The 15864-nt window shown below is 59.9% G+C and carries 12 protein-coding genes and 1 tRNA gene; 12 read left to right on the top strand and 1 reads right to left on the bottom strand.

Features of this window, described 5'->3' with window-relative positions; translation table 11 throughout:
- Positions 1-41 precede the first annotated feature (41 nt).
- Together PFAS1_RS13915 and PFAS1_RS13910 are read left to right on the top strand one after the other, a co-directional pair.
- Positions 42-3788, top strand: coding sequence for a bifunctional diguanylate cyclase/phosphodiesterase (locus PFAS1_RS13915; protein WP_076029527.1), 3747 nt, complete (start codon positions 42-44; stop codon positions 3786-3788).
- 15 nt (positions 3789-3803) lie between these two features.
- Positions 3804-3880, top strand: a tRNA-Ile gene (locus PFAS1_RS13910).
- A gap of 93 nt (positions 3881-3973) precedes the next feature.
- Here PFAS1_RS13910 and PFAS1_RS13905 read toward each other — a convergent pair.
- Entirely contained in the window at positions 3974-4621 is a 648-nt protein-coding gene (locus PFAS1_RS13905) for a peptidase M41 (protein ID WP_076031530.1), read from the bottom strand.
- Positions 4622-4825: 204 nt separating this feature from the next.
- Here PFAS1_RS13905 and PFAS1_RS13900 point away from each other — a divergent pair, with 204 nt between their 5' ends.
- From PFAS1_RS13900 to PFAS1_RS13855, 10 genes are all read left to right on the top strand, one after another.
- On the top strand, positions 4826-5287 hold the full coding sequence (locus tag PFAS1_RS13900) for an Lrp/AsnC family transcriptional regulator (protein WP_007980298.1): 462 nt from the start codon (positions 4826-4828) through the stop codon (positions 5285-5287).
- 221 nt (positions 5288-5508) lie between these two features.
- On the top strand, positions 5509-7191 hold the full coding sequence (locus PFAS1_RS13895; RefSeq protein WP_076029526.1) for a flavin monoamine oxidase family protein: 1683 nt from the start codon (positions 5509-5511) through the stop codon (positions 7189-7191).
- Positions 7192-7203: 12 nt separating this feature from the next.
- Positions 7204-7998: a carbon-nitrogen hydrolase family protein gene (locus tag PFAS1_RS13890; RefSeq protein WP_074871418.1), complete on the top strand. Its 795-nt coding sequence runs from the start codon at positions 7204-7206 to the stop codon at positions 7996-7998.
- A 48-nt stretch (positions 7999-8046) separates the two neighbouring features.
- Entirely contained in the window at positions 8047-10479 is a 2433-nt protein-coding gene (gene pqqF / locus PFAS1_RS13885; protein ID WP_076029525.1) for a pyrroloquinoline quinone biosynthesis protein PqqF, read from the top strand.
- 155 nt (positions 10480-10634) lie between these two features.
- Positions 10635-10709, top strand: coding sequence for a pyrroloquinoline quinone precursor peptide PqqA (gene pqqA / locus PFAS1_RS13880; protein ID WP_009045898.1), 75 nt, complete (start codon positions 10635-10637; stop codon positions 10707-10709).
- Between the two features lie 76 nt (positions 10710-10785).
- Positions 10786-11697, top strand: a complete 912-nt coding sequence (pqqB, locus tag PFAS1_RS13875) for a pyrroloquinoline quinone biosynthesis protein PqqB (RefSeq protein WP_076029524.1) — start codon at positions 10786-10788, stop codon at positions 11695-11697.
- Positions 11698-11823: 126 nt separating this feature from the next.
- Positions 11824-12576, top strand: a complete 753-nt coding sequence (gene pqqC, locus PFAS1_RS13870) for a pyrroloquinoline-quinone synthase PqqC (RefSeq protein WP_074871423.1) — start codon at positions 11824-11826, stop codon at positions 12574-12576.
- Entirely contained in the window at positions 12573-12848 is a 276-nt protein-coding gene (gene pqqD, locus PFAS1_RS13865; protein WP_008024193.1) for a pyrroloquinoline quinone biosynthesis peptide chaperone PqqD, read from the top strand. Before pqqC ends, pqqD begins: the two co-directional genes overlap by 4 nt.
- On the top strand, positions 12820-13995 hold the full coding sequence (gene pqqE, locus PFAS1_RS13860; RefSeq protein ID WP_076029523.1) for a pyrroloquinoline quinone biosynthesis protein PqqE: 1176 nt from the start codon (positions 12820-12822) through the stop codon (positions 13993-13995). The genes pqqD and pqqE overlap by 29 nt, the downstream gene beginning before the upstream one ends.
- Positions 13961-15787 (top strand): S9 family peptidase, encoded by a 1827-nt coding sequence (locus PFAS1_RS13855; protein WP_076029522.1) that lies wholly within the window; start codon positions 13961-13963, stop codon positions 15785-15787. The genes pqqE and PFAS1_RS13855 overlap by 35 nt, the downstream gene beginning before the upstream one ends.
- Positions 15788-15864: the final 77 nt, after the last annotated feature.

Here is a 15864-nt window from a genome sequence, read left to right as displayed (position 1 = left end):
GTCTACACTCGAAACATTCCCCGAGCCATAACGAGACCGTTATGCCCAGACTGCCGACCGTGCTTTTTTTGCTGTCGCTATTGACCTGGACCGCAACGGCTGGCGCGCTGACTCTGACCGACGAAGAACGTAGCTGGCTGGCGACTCACCCGGACTTGCGCCTGGGTGTCGATGCGTCATGGCCCCCCTTCGAGTTTCGCGACGATCAGGGCCGCTATCAGGGCCTTGCAGCAGACTATATCGACAGGATCCGTCAACGCCTGGCCATCAAGCTCACGCCCATCGAGCCCGTCAGCTGGACCGTCGTCCTGGAGCAGGCCAAACAAGCCAAGCTGGACCTGTTGCCCGGCATCATGTCGACCCCGGAGCGCCAGACTTACCTCTCCTTCACTCGCCCCTACCTGGACTTCCCGATTGTTATCCTTGCCCATGTCGGAGGCCCTCAGCCCCGTAAACTCGAAGACTTGTACGGTCTGAAAGTCGCCGTGGTGGAAAACTATGCGCCCCATGAGCTGTTGCGCACCCACAATCCCGACCTCAATCTGGTGGCGATGCCCAACGTCAGCTCAGCGCTGCAAGCGCTGGCTACCGATGAAGTCGATGCGGTGGTCGGCGATCTCGCCTCCAGCGTCTGGAGCCTGCGTCAGTTAAAGCTCGACGGGCTCTACGTCAGCGGCGAAACCCCTTATCGCTATCAATTGGCGATGGGCGTGCCCCGGGACAACAAGATACTGGTCGGCATTCTGGATAAAGTCCTGGCGGACATGTCCCCGGACGAAATCAATGAGATTCAGGAGCAGTGGGTCGGCAACGTCCTCGATCATCGGACTTTCTGGAACGATCTGCTGGTTTACGGTCTACCGGGATTGCTGCTGCTGATCATCGTGCTGGCGATGGTTATCCGGATCAACCGTCGGCTGAGTTCAGAAATTGCCCGCCGGGTCGACCTGGAACAGGAACTGCGAAGCAGTGAATACCATTACCGCGGGCTGGTGGAGAGCCTTTCGGCCATTGCCTGGGAAGCGCGGATCAGCGATTTCACCTACAGCTATGTGTCCCCCCATGCCGAGGATCTGCTCGGTTACCCCTTGTCTCATTGGCTGATTCCGGGCTTCTGGCGCAACATCATTCACCCCGCCGACCTGACTCGCGCCCAGACCTTCTGTGATCACGAAGTACTGGCCGGGCGCGATCACAGCCACGATTACCGGGTCATCACCGCCGATGGCCGCTGCATTTGGGTGCGAGATATCGTCAGCCTGATCGAGCACGGCCATGAACCGGTGATGCGCGGGCTGATGATCGACATCAGCGAAGCCAAGCGCACCGAAGAGGCGTTGCGCCTGTCGGAGCAGAAGTTCGCCTCGGTGTTCCAGCAATGCCCGGACATACTGGTCATTGCGCGGCTCTGCGACGGCTGCCTGCTGGAGGTCAACGAAGCGTTCGAAGAACAGATCGGTCTCAAGGCCGAAGACGTCATCGGCCAGACAGCCACCGACCTCAATATCTGGGGAGTCCCCGGCGTCGGGCCAGGCTTGTTGCAACGGTTGCAGGCCGGCAGCATCCGAAACCTGGAGATGCCCTTTCGCCGCAACAATGGCCAGGTGTTTACCGGCCTGATCTCCGCTGAACCGTTCGACCTCGATACAACTCCTGCGCTGGTAGTGGTCGTGCGGGATATCAGCCAGCTCAAGGAAACCCAGCAACAACTGCAAACCTCCGAAGAGAAATTCGCCAAGGCCTTCCATGCCTCACCCGACGGCCTACTGCTGTCACGACAGAGCGACGGTTTACTGATTGAGGTCAACGAGGGTTTCAGTCGCATTACCGGTTTCAACAGCGCAATGTCCGTGGATCGCTCCGCCCTCGAGCTGGGAATCTGGGTCAATCTCAACGAACGCAAACAGATGCTCGACCTGCTGCACCGGGACGGTTTCGTCCGTGACTTCAGTTGCCATATACGCCGCAGCGACGGACAGATCCGCCTCTGCGAAGTGTCCAGCAGGCCGCTACCGATCGGCGATGAAGATTGCATGCTGACCATCGCCCGGGACATCACCGAGCGACACCTGATGCAGGAAAAGCTGCAACAGGCTGCCACGGTATTCGAGAGCACCGCCGAAGGTGTTTTGATCACCGACACTCAACAACACATCAGCGCGGTCAACCGTGCGTTTACCGAAATCACCGGCTACAGCGAAAGCGAAGCATTGGGCCACACCCCTCGCCTGCTCGCCTCGGGCCTGCACGACAGCGCGTTTTATGCCGCCATGTGGCATCAACTGACCGCTGAAGGTCATTGGCAAGGCGAAATCTCCAATCGGCGCAAGAATGGCGAGCTCTATCCGAGCTGGCTGACCATCAGTGCGGTGCGCAACCGGGACAGATTCGTCACCCACTTTGTCGCGGTGTTCGCGGACATTTCCAGCCTCAAACACGCCCAGGCCAAGCTCGATTACCAGGCACACCACGACCCGCTGACCGGGCTGCCAAATCGCACGCTGTTTGAGAGCCGATTGCTGACTGCGCTCAACAATCAACAGGAAAACGGTGGCCAGGGGGCGGTGCTGTTCCTGGACCTGGACCGTTTCAAACACATCAATGACAGCCTGGGTCACCCGGTCGGTGACCTGCTGCTCAAGGGCATTGCCGTGCGCCTCAAGGAGCAGTTGCGCGACATCGACACCGTGGCGCGCTTGGGTGGCGACGAATTCATCATCCTGCTGCCCGGGCTGCAGCAATCCAGTGACGCCGACAACATCGCGACCAAATTGCTCAATTGCTTCGGCGCACCGTTCCAGGCTGGCGAACATGAGTTTTTTATCAGCGCCAGTATCGGCACCAGCCTGTATCCCAAGGATGGCTGCGACGTCGCCACGCTGGTCAAGAACGCCGATGCGGCGATGTACCGCTCAAAGGCCAAGGGTCGCAACCGGGTCGAAAGCTATACCCGCGACCTCACCGCCCAAGCCAGCGAGCGAGTGGCACTTGAACATGAACTGCGACGTGCTATCGAGCGCAACGAACTGCACCTCCATTACCAACCGAAGATCAGCCTGGTCGACCATCGCCTGGTCGGCGCAGAAGCGCTCATTCGCTGGCGCCACCCGACCTTCGGCGAGGTGCCACCGGAGCACTTCATTCCGCTGGCCGAAGAAAACGGCATGATCCTGCAAATCGGCGATTGGGTTCTCGAAACCGCCTGCCGGCAGATGTTCCAGTGGAATCAGGTTTACGAACCCGTCGGCCCACTGTCGGTCAACCTCGCAGGCGCTCAATTGCGCCAGCCGAACCTGCTCGGCCGGATCGAACAACTGCTCAAGGACAACCGCCTCAAACCCGATTTCCTGCAACTGGAAATCACCGAAAACTTCATCATGAGCCAAGCTGAAGAGGCGTTGGCCGTGCTGCATCAACTCAAACACCTGGGCGTGCAACTGGCGATCGACGACTTCGGCACCGGTTACTCGTCCCTGAGTTACCTCAAACGCCTACCACTGGACATTCTCAAGATCGACCAGTCTTTCGTCCGCGGCCTGCCGGATGACCCCCACGACGCAGCCATCGTTCGCGCCATCATCGCCCTGGGCCGAAGCATGCAATTCACCATCATCGCCGAGGGCGTCGAAACCCTCGCACAGCAGCAATTCCTAGCTGCCGAGGGCTGTGAACAGATCCAGGGCTACATCGTCAGCCTGCCTTTGCCACCGGAAGAATTTGCCGCGACGTTTCTTCGTATAGCCATTTCAGACTTTTCGGATAGCACAGCCGAGAAACCGTCGCTATAATCCGCGGCCTACTGAGGGCCTATAGCTCAGTTGGTTAGAGCAGGGGACTCATAATCCCTTGGTCGTAGGTTCGAGTCCTACTGGGCCCACCAAACAAGAAAGCCGCGCAACGCGCGGCTTTTTCGTGTCTGTTGGAATAACGTGTTCGGGGCTTCCAATCTACATGCGCGCAGATCACTCACAGCTTAAGAAGCAACCGTTAACGCTGGAATGGCCTGCACTGATCGCAGCTGCTCAAGCATTGCACCCGTCAACACGACCTCATACGTATCCGCAGCCCTGCCCCACTGTTCAACGATGACCATGCCGTCGACCAGCACGCGTCCCAATTCGGTAATCGTATCGGCCAATTCTTCTACGATCATTTGAGTCCTCAGCCACACACGATCAGTAATCTCTTTCAGTTCAGCCGTTATGCGGTCAGACGAGGCCGGATCCGTATCGGGGTAGGCGATATTGCGCAGCAAGTGCCGTAATTCCCTTATTTTTGCGTAATCCTGTTCCGCCCCCAGCTCTCCTTTGAGGATGGCTGTCGCTTTCGACTTATCGACGCGTTTGTCGGGCGAATGCTGTGAAGCTAACGTCTGCCCCATCGCGCCAGCAAAGAGGACCATCATCCGCGCCTCCAGATGTTCCCTCATGGCTACCATCGACGAAATTGGCCGCACCAGGCTAATGGACGCCCCGCCTTGATGCCGCAAATCCATGGTCACTGTCAGGGTCACGCCACCCGTTTCAAACCCCAAGGCTCGGGCCATGACGTAATGCGCCATTTCGTGATTGGCAATCTGCAACGCACGTTCGCGTACAGCGGGTGGCATTTTCTTTGTCATTTCCATCGCCTCGCATCCCTCGATTTCGCATTCGACTACGACTGACTGTTGGTGTCCATACCGTCGATTACGCCTTGTTCAAGCCAAAGAAAAACCCGAGAGGCAGAAGCGCTCTGAACGGTACTGAGGCGAGATCAACCATCCGCGGTGCGAGATGTGCCTGTAACATGCCAACCCATTGATCTGTGCCGCTGGAGACGCCCCTTGCCTGACACTCGCCCGCCCGTTCTTGACGAAATTGACCGCCAATTGATTGCAGCCTTGCAGATCAATGCCCGCGAGAGTGTGGCCATGCTCGCGCGCCAATTGGGCATCGCTCGCACCACCGTGACTTCGCGGCTGGCCCGGCTGGAAAAAGCCAAGGTAATCACCGGTTACGGCGTGCGTTTGGGTCAACGTGTCGTGGATGGCGGCTTGCAGGCGTACGTCGGGATCACGGTGCAACCGCGCTCGGGCAAGGAAGTGTTGCGACGCCTCAGCGCAATGGCCCAGGTGCAGCAGTTGTGCGCAGTCAGTGGCGAATTTGATTACGTGGCGTGGTTGCGCACCGACTCACCAGAGCAACTTGATCAGTTGCTGGATCAGATAGGCAGCGTGGATGGGGTGGAGAAGACGACTACGTCGATCATTTTGAGTAGCAAGATTGATCGGGGGCAGCCGGTTTGAGTTTTTGCCGATAGCTCTTTGGTGTCTGGGAGGGCCTCATCGCGAGCAAACTCGGCTCCTACATTGACGATGTGCAGCAATTTGTCGTCATTCTGCTCAAACAATTATCAAAACGACGACACATTGCGTCTTATTAACGTGTTCTACGCTCTCTAGAATGGCAGCCATCTTTTCCTATACTCAGACGCGCATGCCGCGTCCGGTCGCCAGCAAGGTCAGCCATGAACAAGAACAATCGCCATCCTGCAGACGGTAAAAAACCAGTCACCATTTTCGGTCCGGACTTTCCCTTCGGTTTCGATGACTGGATCGAACACCCGGCCGGCCTGGGCAGCATCCCTGCCCACAACCATGGCGCCGAGGTTGCGATCGTCGGTGCCGGCATCGCCGGTCTGGTGGCGGCTTACGAATTGATGAAGCTGGGCCTGAAACCTGTCGTGTACGAAGCCTCGAAAATGGGCGGCCGTCTGCGCTCCCAGGCGTTCAACGGCGCCGAAGGCATCATCGCCGAGCTCGGCGGCATGCGCTTCCCCGTGTCGTCCACCGCGTTTTATCACTACGTCGACAAGCTTGGCCTCGAAACCAAACCTTTCCCGAACCCGCTGACCCCTGCTTCGGGCAGCACGGTGATCGACCTCGAAGGCCAGACCCATTACGCACAGAAACTGGCGGATCTTCCTGCGCTGTTCCAGGAAGTCGCCGACGCCTGGGCCGATGCGCTGGAAGCCGGTTCGCAGTTCTCTGACATCCAGCAAGCGATCCGCGACCGTGATGTGCCGCGCCTGAAAGAACTGTGGAACACCCTCGTTCCGCTGTGGGACGACCGCACGTTCTACGACTTCGTGGCCACCTCAAAAGCCTTCGCCAAACTCTCGTTCCATCACCGCGAAGTGTTTGGTCAGGTCGGTTTCGGTACCGGCGGCTGGGACTCGGACTTCCCGAATTCGATGCTGGAAATCTTCCGCGTGGTCATGACCAACTGCGACGATCACCAGCATTTGGTGGTCGGCGGCGTGGAGCAAGTGCCATTGGGGATCTGGCGTCATGTGCCGGAACGTTGTGTGCACTGGCCAGAAGGCACCAGCCTCAGCTCCTTGCACAATGGCGCGCCACGTACCGGCGTGAAAAAAATTGCCCACGCGGCAGACGGGCGCTTTGCCGTCACCGATAACTGGGGCGACACCCGCGAATACGCAGCAGTGCTGACCACGTGCCAGAGCTGGCTGTTGACCACCCAGATCGAATGCGATGAAACCCTGTTCTCGCAAAAGATGTGGATGGCCCTGGACCGCACCCGCTACATGCAATCGTCGAAAACCTTCGTGATGGTCGACCGGCCATTCTGGAAGGACAAGGACCCGGAAACCGGCCGCGACTTGATGAGCATGACCCTCACCGATCGTCTGACCCGTGGCACTTATCTGTTCGACAACGGCGACGACAAGCCGGGGGTGATTTGCCTGTCCTATTCGTGGATGAGCGATGCGCTGAAAATGCTCCCGCAACCGGTGGAAAAACGCGTGAAACTGGCGCTGGATGCGTTGAAGAAGATCTACCCGAAAGTCGACATCGCCGCGCGGATCATCGGCGATCCTATCACCGTGTCCTGGGAAGCCGACCCGCATTTCCTCGGGGCTTTCAAAGGCGCCCTGCCCGGCCACTATCGCTACAACCAGCGCATGTACGCGCACTTCATGCAGGACGACATGCCGGCCGAGCAGCGCGGGATTTTCATCGCCGGCGACGACGTTTCGTGGACGCCTGCCTGGGTCGAAGGCGCGGTACAGACCTCGCTTAATGCGGTGTGGGGCATCATGAAACACTTCGGCGGTGAAACTCACGCCGAGAACCCGGGTCCAGGAGATGTGTTCAACGAGATCGGTCCGATCGCCCTGCCCGAGTAAGAGGAATCCGAAATGCGCGTAGCCCTTTACCAATGTCCACCGCTGCCCCTGGACGTCGCAGGCAACCTGCAACGTCTGCATCAATTGGCGCTGGAGGCCAAGGGCGCAGACTTGCTGGTGCTGCCGGAGATGTTTTTGACCGGTTACAACATCGGCCTCGATGCCGTTAATGTGCTGGCAGAGGTGCACAACGGTGAGTCGGCGCAGCAAATTGCGCGCATCGCCAAGACGGCCGGGATAGCCATTTTGTATGGTTATCCCGAGCGCACCGAGGACGGGCAGATCTACAACGCCGTGCAGTTGATCGACGCCAATGGCGAACGCCTGTGCAACTACCGCAAGACTCACCTGTTCGGCGACCTCGATCATTCGATGTTCAGCGCCGGGCCGGATGAGTTTCCGCTGGTTGAACTCAATGGCTGGAAGCTCGGCTTCCTGATCTGCTACGACCTGGAGTTCCCGGAAAACGCCCGCCGCCTGGCCCTGGCCGGCGCCGAGCTGATTCTGGTGCCGACAGCGAACATGATTCCTTACGACTTCATCGCCGACGTCACCGTCCGCGCCCGGGCTTTCGAAAACCAGTGCTATGTGGCTTACGCCAACTATTGCGGCAACGAAGGCGAGATCCAGTATTGCGGCCAGAGCAGCATCGCCGCGCCGGATGGCAGCCGCATCGCCCAGGCCGGTCTCGATGAAGCACTGATTGTCGGTGAGCTGGATCGTCAGTTGATGGTCGACTCCCGCGCCGCCAATCGCTACTTCCTCGATCGTCGCCCCGAGCTTTACGACGACCTTAACAAGCGCTGAGCCTCTGTAATCCGCTAGCATTAGCGCTTCTCTGCTCTGGAAGTGCTCATGCCTGCGCTGAATCACCCTCGCCCTCACACAGAAACCCTGGCCAACGGTCTGCGGGTGACGCTGCGTCATGCTCCCGATTTGAAGCGCAGTGCAGCAGCGTTGCGCGTTGCGGCGGGCAGCCATGACGTGCCGCTGGCATGGCCCGGGCTGGCGCACTTTCTCGAACACCTGCTGTTTCTCGGTACAGAGCGCTTTCCTGCGAGCCAGGCACTGATGGCCTACGTCCAGGGCCATGGTGGCCAGGTGAATGCACGGACCAGCGAACGCACCACGGACTACTTTTTCGAATTACCGCCGCAGTCGTTTAGTGGAGGGCTGGAGCGTCTGTCGGACATGCTCGCTCATCCGCGTATGAATCCGGACGATCAGCGGCGGGAACGGGAAGTGCTGCACGCAGAATTTGTCGCCTGGTCTCGGGATACGACCGCTCAGCAGCAATTCGCGCTGTTCGATGGTCTTTCAGCAGCGCATCCGTTGCGGGCGTTTCATGCTGGTAACCGCTACAGCCTGCCGGTGCCGCAACCTGAGTTCCAGCAAGCCTTGCAGAGTTTCTATCAGCGGTTTTATCAGACCGGGCAGATGACTTTGAGCCTGACCGGGCCACAGAGTCTCGATGAATTGAGGGCGATGGCTCAGCGCTTTAGCACTGCGATTCCCATAGGAGAAAAGGTCCCACAACAGGCGCCTCCATCGCTGATGGATTCTTCGGACAAAAGTTATCAACAGGCTGGAGCGCGTCGACTGGATCTGCTGTTTGCCTTCGAAGCGTTGCCCGATTCATCGTCGGAGGCGCTGGCGTTCCTGTGTCATTGGCTGAACGCCGCGAAACCCGGTGGTCTGGTGGCGCAATTGCGCGAACGCGGGCTGGCTGACAGCCTGAAAGCTGCGCCGTTGTATCAGTTCGCCGGCCAGGCTTTGTTGCACATCGAGTTCACATTGCCTGCCAACGCGACGCCCAACGGGATCCGCGAACAGCTACTGGATTGGCTTGGATTCTTTGCCTCACAGCAACCCTGGGCCGGGTTGCGCGAAGAATACGCTGCGTTGCTGCAACGTCAGCAGCAAGTCAGCGGCGCCCTGCAACTGGCCCGACTGGACAGCGAACAGCGTGAAGCCGGGTTATCCGAATCGGCTGTTGCTGCCCTCAAGGACGTCCTGAAACAAATCGGCGCTGTGGATAACTTCACCGGCCAATGGCAACTGCCAACCCCAAATCCGTTTTTACGCGCCGAGGCTGCGGCCCCAAGTGCCGGACTGATCCGCGGCCAGACCAGCAAACACCGAGGCTTGCGGACCTTTGCCCAGGATCGCTCGCGCGGTCGCCGTGAACGTTCGCCCATGCAGTTCAGTCAGGCATTGCCGGATAACAGTGCCGAAGGTGCCGTTTACCTGCGCTGGCGTCTGGACTCGGCACCTCGCAGCAGCCTCCAGGCAAACCTGGAAAACCGCCTTCAGCCATTGCGTGAAGACGCGCGTCAGGCAGGTGTCGATTTTTCCTTCAACGCATCGGGCAATGAATGGCTGCTGAAAATGACCGGGCTACAGGAGCCGATACCAAACGTCCTAGAACACGCGCTGAAAGAACTGACAACAGCCGATGCCGGTTTCTCGCAAGAAGAGCCGCCGAGCATTGCGTTGATGCCGATTCGACAGTTGCTTAAAGCGCTGCCTGATCACTGCCTTGAGCGCAGCGCTGACTCGGACGATTTGATGCAGCTTTGGTCGAGCGCACGCTGGGATGGCCTGGCGACCGGGCTGTCCTCCCAGACACAGGCAGCGATGGGCTTTGCCTTGAGTCGTGTGCCCGGCACTGCGGACAATCAACTCACACCGCCCTCGCCGATAAACGCGCAGCATCTGTGGAGCGCTGTCGATACCGGGTCCAGCGAACACGCGTTGTTGCTCTTCTGCCCGACGGCAACCGCGGACATCGCTGACGAAGCCGCCTGGCGCTTGCTGGCTCACGTCTGCCAGACGCCGTTTTACCAACGCCTGCGGGTAGAACTGCAGCTCGGTTATGCGGTGCTCAGCGCCCTGCGGCAGATCCATGGGCAGACCGGGCTGCTGTTCGGCGTGCAATCACCCAGCGTCGCCCCTCTGGATCTGCTGGAACACATCGAACACTTCCTGAGCGGATTGCCCGGGATTATCGAAGACATTGATGACGAGACCTTCATCGACCAGCGCCAGGCACTGGCCGATCAATTCGATAGCGCGGCGCTGCCCAGTGCCCAAGCCGCCGAACTGCTCTGGCAGGGCAAACTGGCCGGCCACTCGTCGGATTATCTGGAGCTTCTACCTCAGACGATTCTGATGATCGACCGCGAAACGTTACTGGCCGCAGCACAACGACTGAATCAGGCTGAAGGCGGTTGGCGCTGTCTGGCCAGCGGACCGTGCCCGGGCTCGCCTTGGCAAGCGGCAAAATGATCATTACCGGGGCTGCAATTAGCTTTCTCAAAGATTCGCGGCCAATCGCCCTGTAATTTTGAGTAACATAGCCACCTAACTATCTGAACATCTCCGGCTGGAGGTGGACTATATGTATAGATCTCAACTGTCCCATCACCCGAAGGAGCGCTTTTATGTCCTGGTCCAAACCTGCTTACACCGACCTGCGTATCGGCTTTGAAGTCACCATGTACTTCGCAAGCCGCTAATCTTTTTGTAGCGCAGTGCAACGCCTCGGCTCGCCGAGGCGTTTTTATTTTCAGTTTTCAAAATGATGGAGCGGCCATGTTTGTCCAGATTCTAGGTTCCGCCGCCGGCGGTGGTTTCCCTCAGTGGAACTGCAACTGCGTGAACTGCGCCGGTTTTCGCGATGGCAGCCTGAACGCCAAGGCGCGGACCCAGTCGTCCATCGCCATTTCCGATAACGGTGTGAACTGGGTGTTGTGCAACGCCTCGCCGGACATCCGCGCCCAGCTCCAGAGCTTTGCCCCGATGCAACCGGGCCGCGCCCTGCGCGATACCGGCATCAACGCGATCATCCTGATGGACAGCCAGATCGACCACACCACTGGCCTGCTCAGCCTGCGCGAAGGTTGCCCGCACGAAGTCTGGTGCACCGACATGGTCCACGAGGACCTGAGCACCGGTTTTCCGCTGTTCACCATGCTGACCCACTGGAACGGCGGGCTGGCCTGGAACCCGATCGAGCTCGACCGCAGTTTCACCATCCCGGCCTGCCCCAGCCTGCGCTTCACCCCGTTGCCGCTACGCAGCGCCGCGCCGCCGTACTCGCCGCACCGCTTCGACCCGCACCCCGGCGACAACATCGGCCTGATCGTTGAAGACCTCAACACCGGCGGCAAACTGTTCTACGCGCCGGGCCTGGGCAAGGTCGACGCACCGTTGCTGGAAATCATGGCCGGCAGCGATTGCCTGCTGGTGGATGGCACGATGTGGGATGACGACGAAATGCAGCGCCGTGGCGTCGGCACCCGCACCGGCCGGGAAATGGGCCACCTGGCGCAGAACGGCCCCGGCGGCATGCTGGAAGTGCTGGAACAGCTGCCCAACCAGCGCAAAGTGCTTATCCACATCAACAACACCAACCCGATTCTTGATGAGGATTCGCCGGAGCGGGCGGAACTGGTTCGACGTGAGGTTGAAGTGGCGTATGACGGCATGAGTATTGTGCTGTAGTGGATGGCCTCTTCGCAGGCAAGCCCGCTCCCACAGTGGATCGCGTCACCCTGTGGGAGCGGGCTTGCCCGCGAAGGCGTCCGACCAGACACCAAAGAATCCACCGGTCGTCCCCGGAGAACCGAAATGACTGACACCGCACTGTCCCCCGCCGAGTTCGAAGCGGCCCTGCGCGCCAAGGGCGCTTACTACCACATCCATCACCCGTACCACGTGGCGATGTACGAAGGCCGGGCAACGCGCGAGCAGATCCAGGGCTGGGTCGCCAACCGTTTCTATTACCAAGTGAACATCCCGCTCAAGGACGCCGCGATCCTCGCCAACTGCCCGGACCGCGAGATTCGTCGTGAGTGGATTCAGCGTTTGCTCGACCATGACGGCGCCCCCGGCGAAGACGGCGGCATCGAAGCCTGGCTGCGCCTGGGCCAGGCCGTCGGCCTCGACCCCGATCAGCTACGCTCGCAGGAATTGGTACTGCCCGGTGTACGTTTTGCCGTCGACGCCTACGTCAACTTCGCCCGCCGGGCCAGTTGGCAGGAAGCCGCCAGCAGCTCGCTGACTGAACTGTTTGCGCCACAAATCCACCAGTCGCGCCTGGACAGCTGGCCGCAGCATTACCCGTGGATTGACCCGGCTGGCTACGAGTATTTCCGCACCCGCCTGGGTCAGGCGCGCCGCGACGTGGAACACGGCTTGGCGATCACTTTGCAGCACTACACGACGCGGGCCGGCCAAGAGCGCATGCTGGAAATTCTCCAGTTCAAACTGGACATTCTTTGGAGCATGCTCGATGCCATGAGCATGGCCTACGAACTGAAACGCCCGCCATATCACAGCGTGACCGAGCAACGGGTCTGGCATAAAGGAATCACCTTATGAGTTTCGATCGCAGCAAGACCCCGACCTGGCGTCCCGGCTACCGCTTCCAGTACGAACCGGCGCAGAAAGGTCATGTGCTGCTTTACCCGGAAGGCATGATCAAACTCAATGAAAGCGCCGCGCTGATCGGCGGTTTGATCGACGGCGAGCGAGACGTCGCGGCAATCATCGCCGAACTGGACGCGCAGTTCCCCGGCGTGCCCGAGCTCGGTGACGACATCGAACAATTCATGGAGGTTGCCCGTGCTCAGCACTGGATCGAACTTGCCTGAATCCGCGTCAGACAAGTTACCGCCCAAACCGGAAATCGGCCTGCCGCTGTGGCTGTTGGCCGAGCTGACCTATCGCTGCCCGCTGCAATGCCCGTACTGTTCCAATCCGCTGGATTTCGCCGAGCAAGGCAAGGAACTGAGCACCGAACAGTGGATCAAGGTGTTCCGCGAAGCGCGGGAGATGGGCGCGGCGCAGTTGGGCTTTTCCGGCGGTGAACCGCTGGTGCGTCAGGACCTCGCCGAGCTGATTGTCGAGGCGCGCAAGCTGGGGTTCTACACCAACCTGATCACCTCCGGCATCGGCCTGACCGAGCAGAAAATCAGCGACTTCAAAAAGGCCGGCCTGGACCATATTCAGATCAGCTTTCAGGCCAGCGACGAGCAGGTGAATAACTTGCTGGCGGGCTCGAAAAAGGCCTTCGCCCAGAAGCTGGAAATGGCTCGCGCGGTGAAAGCCCACGGTTATCCGATGGTGCTGAACTTCGTGACCCATCGGCACAACATCGACAAGATCGACCGGATCATCGAGCTGTGCATCGCCCTTGAGGCGGACTTTGTGGAACTCGCCACGTGCCAGTTCTACGGCTGGGCGCAGCTCAACCGGGTCGGTCTGTTGCCGACCAAGGAACAACTGGTCCGCGCCGAACGCATCACCAACGAATACCGCGCCAAACTCGAAGCCGAAGGGCATCCGTGCAAATTGATTTTCGTCACGCCTGACTATTACGAAGAACGCCCGAAAGCCTGCATGAATGGCTGGGGCAGTATTTTTCTGACGGTCACACCGGACGGAACCGCCTTGCCCTGTCATGGCGCCCGACAGATGCCGGTGCAATTTCCTAACGTGCGCGACCACAGCATGCAGCACATCTGGTACGACTCGTTCGGCTTCAATCGCTTTCGCGGTTACGACTGGATGCCCGAGCCGTGCCGTTCCTGCGACGAGAAAGAAAAAGACTTCGGCGGCTGTCGCTGCCAGGCCTTCATGCTCACGGGGGACGCGAGCAACGCCGACCCGGTGTGCAGCAAGTCGGACCATCACGGCGTGATCCTCAAGGCTCGCGAAGAAGCCGAGCACGCGACCCAGACCATTGAACAACTGGCCTTTCGTAATGAACGAAATTCACGACTCATCGCTAAAAGCTGAGCCCTTCAGCGCTGCCAAGGCTGTTGCGGCCGGCATCGACTTCGCCGAGTTGCAGGTCGGCCCGCATGGCTTGTTCTGGAACGAGTACCGGCCCGAGGACGCCGCCTGCCGGATCTGGCATTGGCGTGACGGCCAGGCGAATTGCCTGACACCAGCGGGTTTCAGTGTACGCAGTCGCGTGTACGAATACGGCGGCGGCGCGTTCTGTCTGACCGATGACGGGATCGTGTTCGTCAACGAGGCGGACCAACAGCTGTATCGACAGTCGCTGACCGGTGAGACACCCGAATTACTGAGCTCAGGCGAATGCCGATATGGCGATCTGCAGTTCGCTGACGGGCAGGTATTGGCGGTTGAGGAAAACCGCGATCGGCATCGTCTGGTGGCTATCGACCTGGCTGACGGCGCACGTCATCTGCTGGCCGAAGGCGCCGATTTCTATGCCGCGCCGACGTTGAGTCCCGACGCGCAACGACTGGCATGGATCGAGTGGAGCCGCCCGGACCAGCCATGGACCGCGACTCGCCTGATGGTTGCCGAACGCCAGGACGATGGCCGCTTTGCTCTGCCGCGTTGCGTGGCGGGCGAAGACGCGGAGGAATCGCTGCAACAACCGAGGTTCGATGCAAACGGCCGCCTGTTTTGCCTGACTGATCGCGCCGGCTACTGGCAGCCTTGGGTGGAATCGGCAGACGGTCTGAGCCCGCTGCCGAGTGCCCTTGCGGATCATGGGCCAGCACCGTGGCAGTTGGGTGGCTGCACCTGGTTGCCGCTGAGCGAAGGCCGCTATCTGGCGAGCTGGACTGAAGACGGCTTTGGCAAACTGGGGCTTTGTGGTGATGCCGGTGAGGATTTCACCGGCGACTACAGTCGCTTCCGCTCACTCGCACTGGATGAGCAGTTCATTTACTGCATCGCCGCTTCGCCAGTCAGTTCGTCGGCAGTCATTGCCATCGACCGCCAGACCCGCCAGGTCAAAACACTGGCGGGCGGAATTGCACCGTTGCCCGCCGAGCAGATCAGCGTGCCGCAAACCCTGCGCTACCCGAGCGGTTCGGGCGAGGCCCACGGCTTCTTCTATCCCGCGATGACCGGTGAGGCGAAGCCACCTCTGGTGGTGTTCATCCACGGCGGCCCGACGTCGGCCTGCTACCCGATGCTCGATCCGCGGATTCAGTACTGGGCGCAACGCGGCTTCGCCGTGGCCGACCTCAACTACCGCGGCAGCAGTGGCTATGGTCGGGCTTATCGACAAGCGCTGCATTTGAGCTGGGGCGAAGTGGACGTGGAGGATGCCTGCGCAGTCGTCACTCAACTTGCCGAACGCGGGCTGATCGACGGCAACAAGGCATTTATTCGCGGTGGCAGTGCCGGCGGCTACACCACGCTGTGTGCCCTGGCCTTTCACACAGTCTTCCGCGCCGGCGCCAGCCTGTATGGCGTCAGTGATCCTGTGGCGCTGGGCCGGACGACTCACAAGTTCGAAGGCGACTATCTGGATTGGCTGATCGGCGACCCGGTGCAGGATGCCGAACGCTACGCTGCTCGAACGCCGTTGCTGCACGCGGGCAACATCAGTGTTCCGGTTATTTTCTTTCAGGGTGAACTGGACGCCGTGGTGGTACCGCAACAAACCCGCGACATGGTCACGGCGTTGCAGGACAAAGGCATTCTGGTTGAAGCGCATTACTACGCCGACGAACGCCATGGCTTTCGCAAGGCCGGCAATCAGGCCCATGCGCTGGAGCAGGAGTGGTTGTTTTATCGAAGGGTGATGGCGTTAGCGGACTGAAGATTGCACTGAGTGCGGAAATTGCGGTGCTCCCTTCGCGAGCAAGTCGAATCGTCGCACCGCCGCTCCCACAGGGA

The sequence above is a fragment of the Pseudomonas frederiksbergensis genome, assembly GCF_001952935.1.
Classification (GTDB): domain Bacteria; phylum Pseudomonadota; class Gammaproteobacteria; order Pseudomonadales; family Pseudomonadaceae; genus Aquipseudomonas; species Aquipseudomonas frederiksbergensis.
The sequence above is the reverse complement of the archived record's forward strand: the minus strand, read 5'-3'. Positions and strand labels throughout refer to the sequence as shown.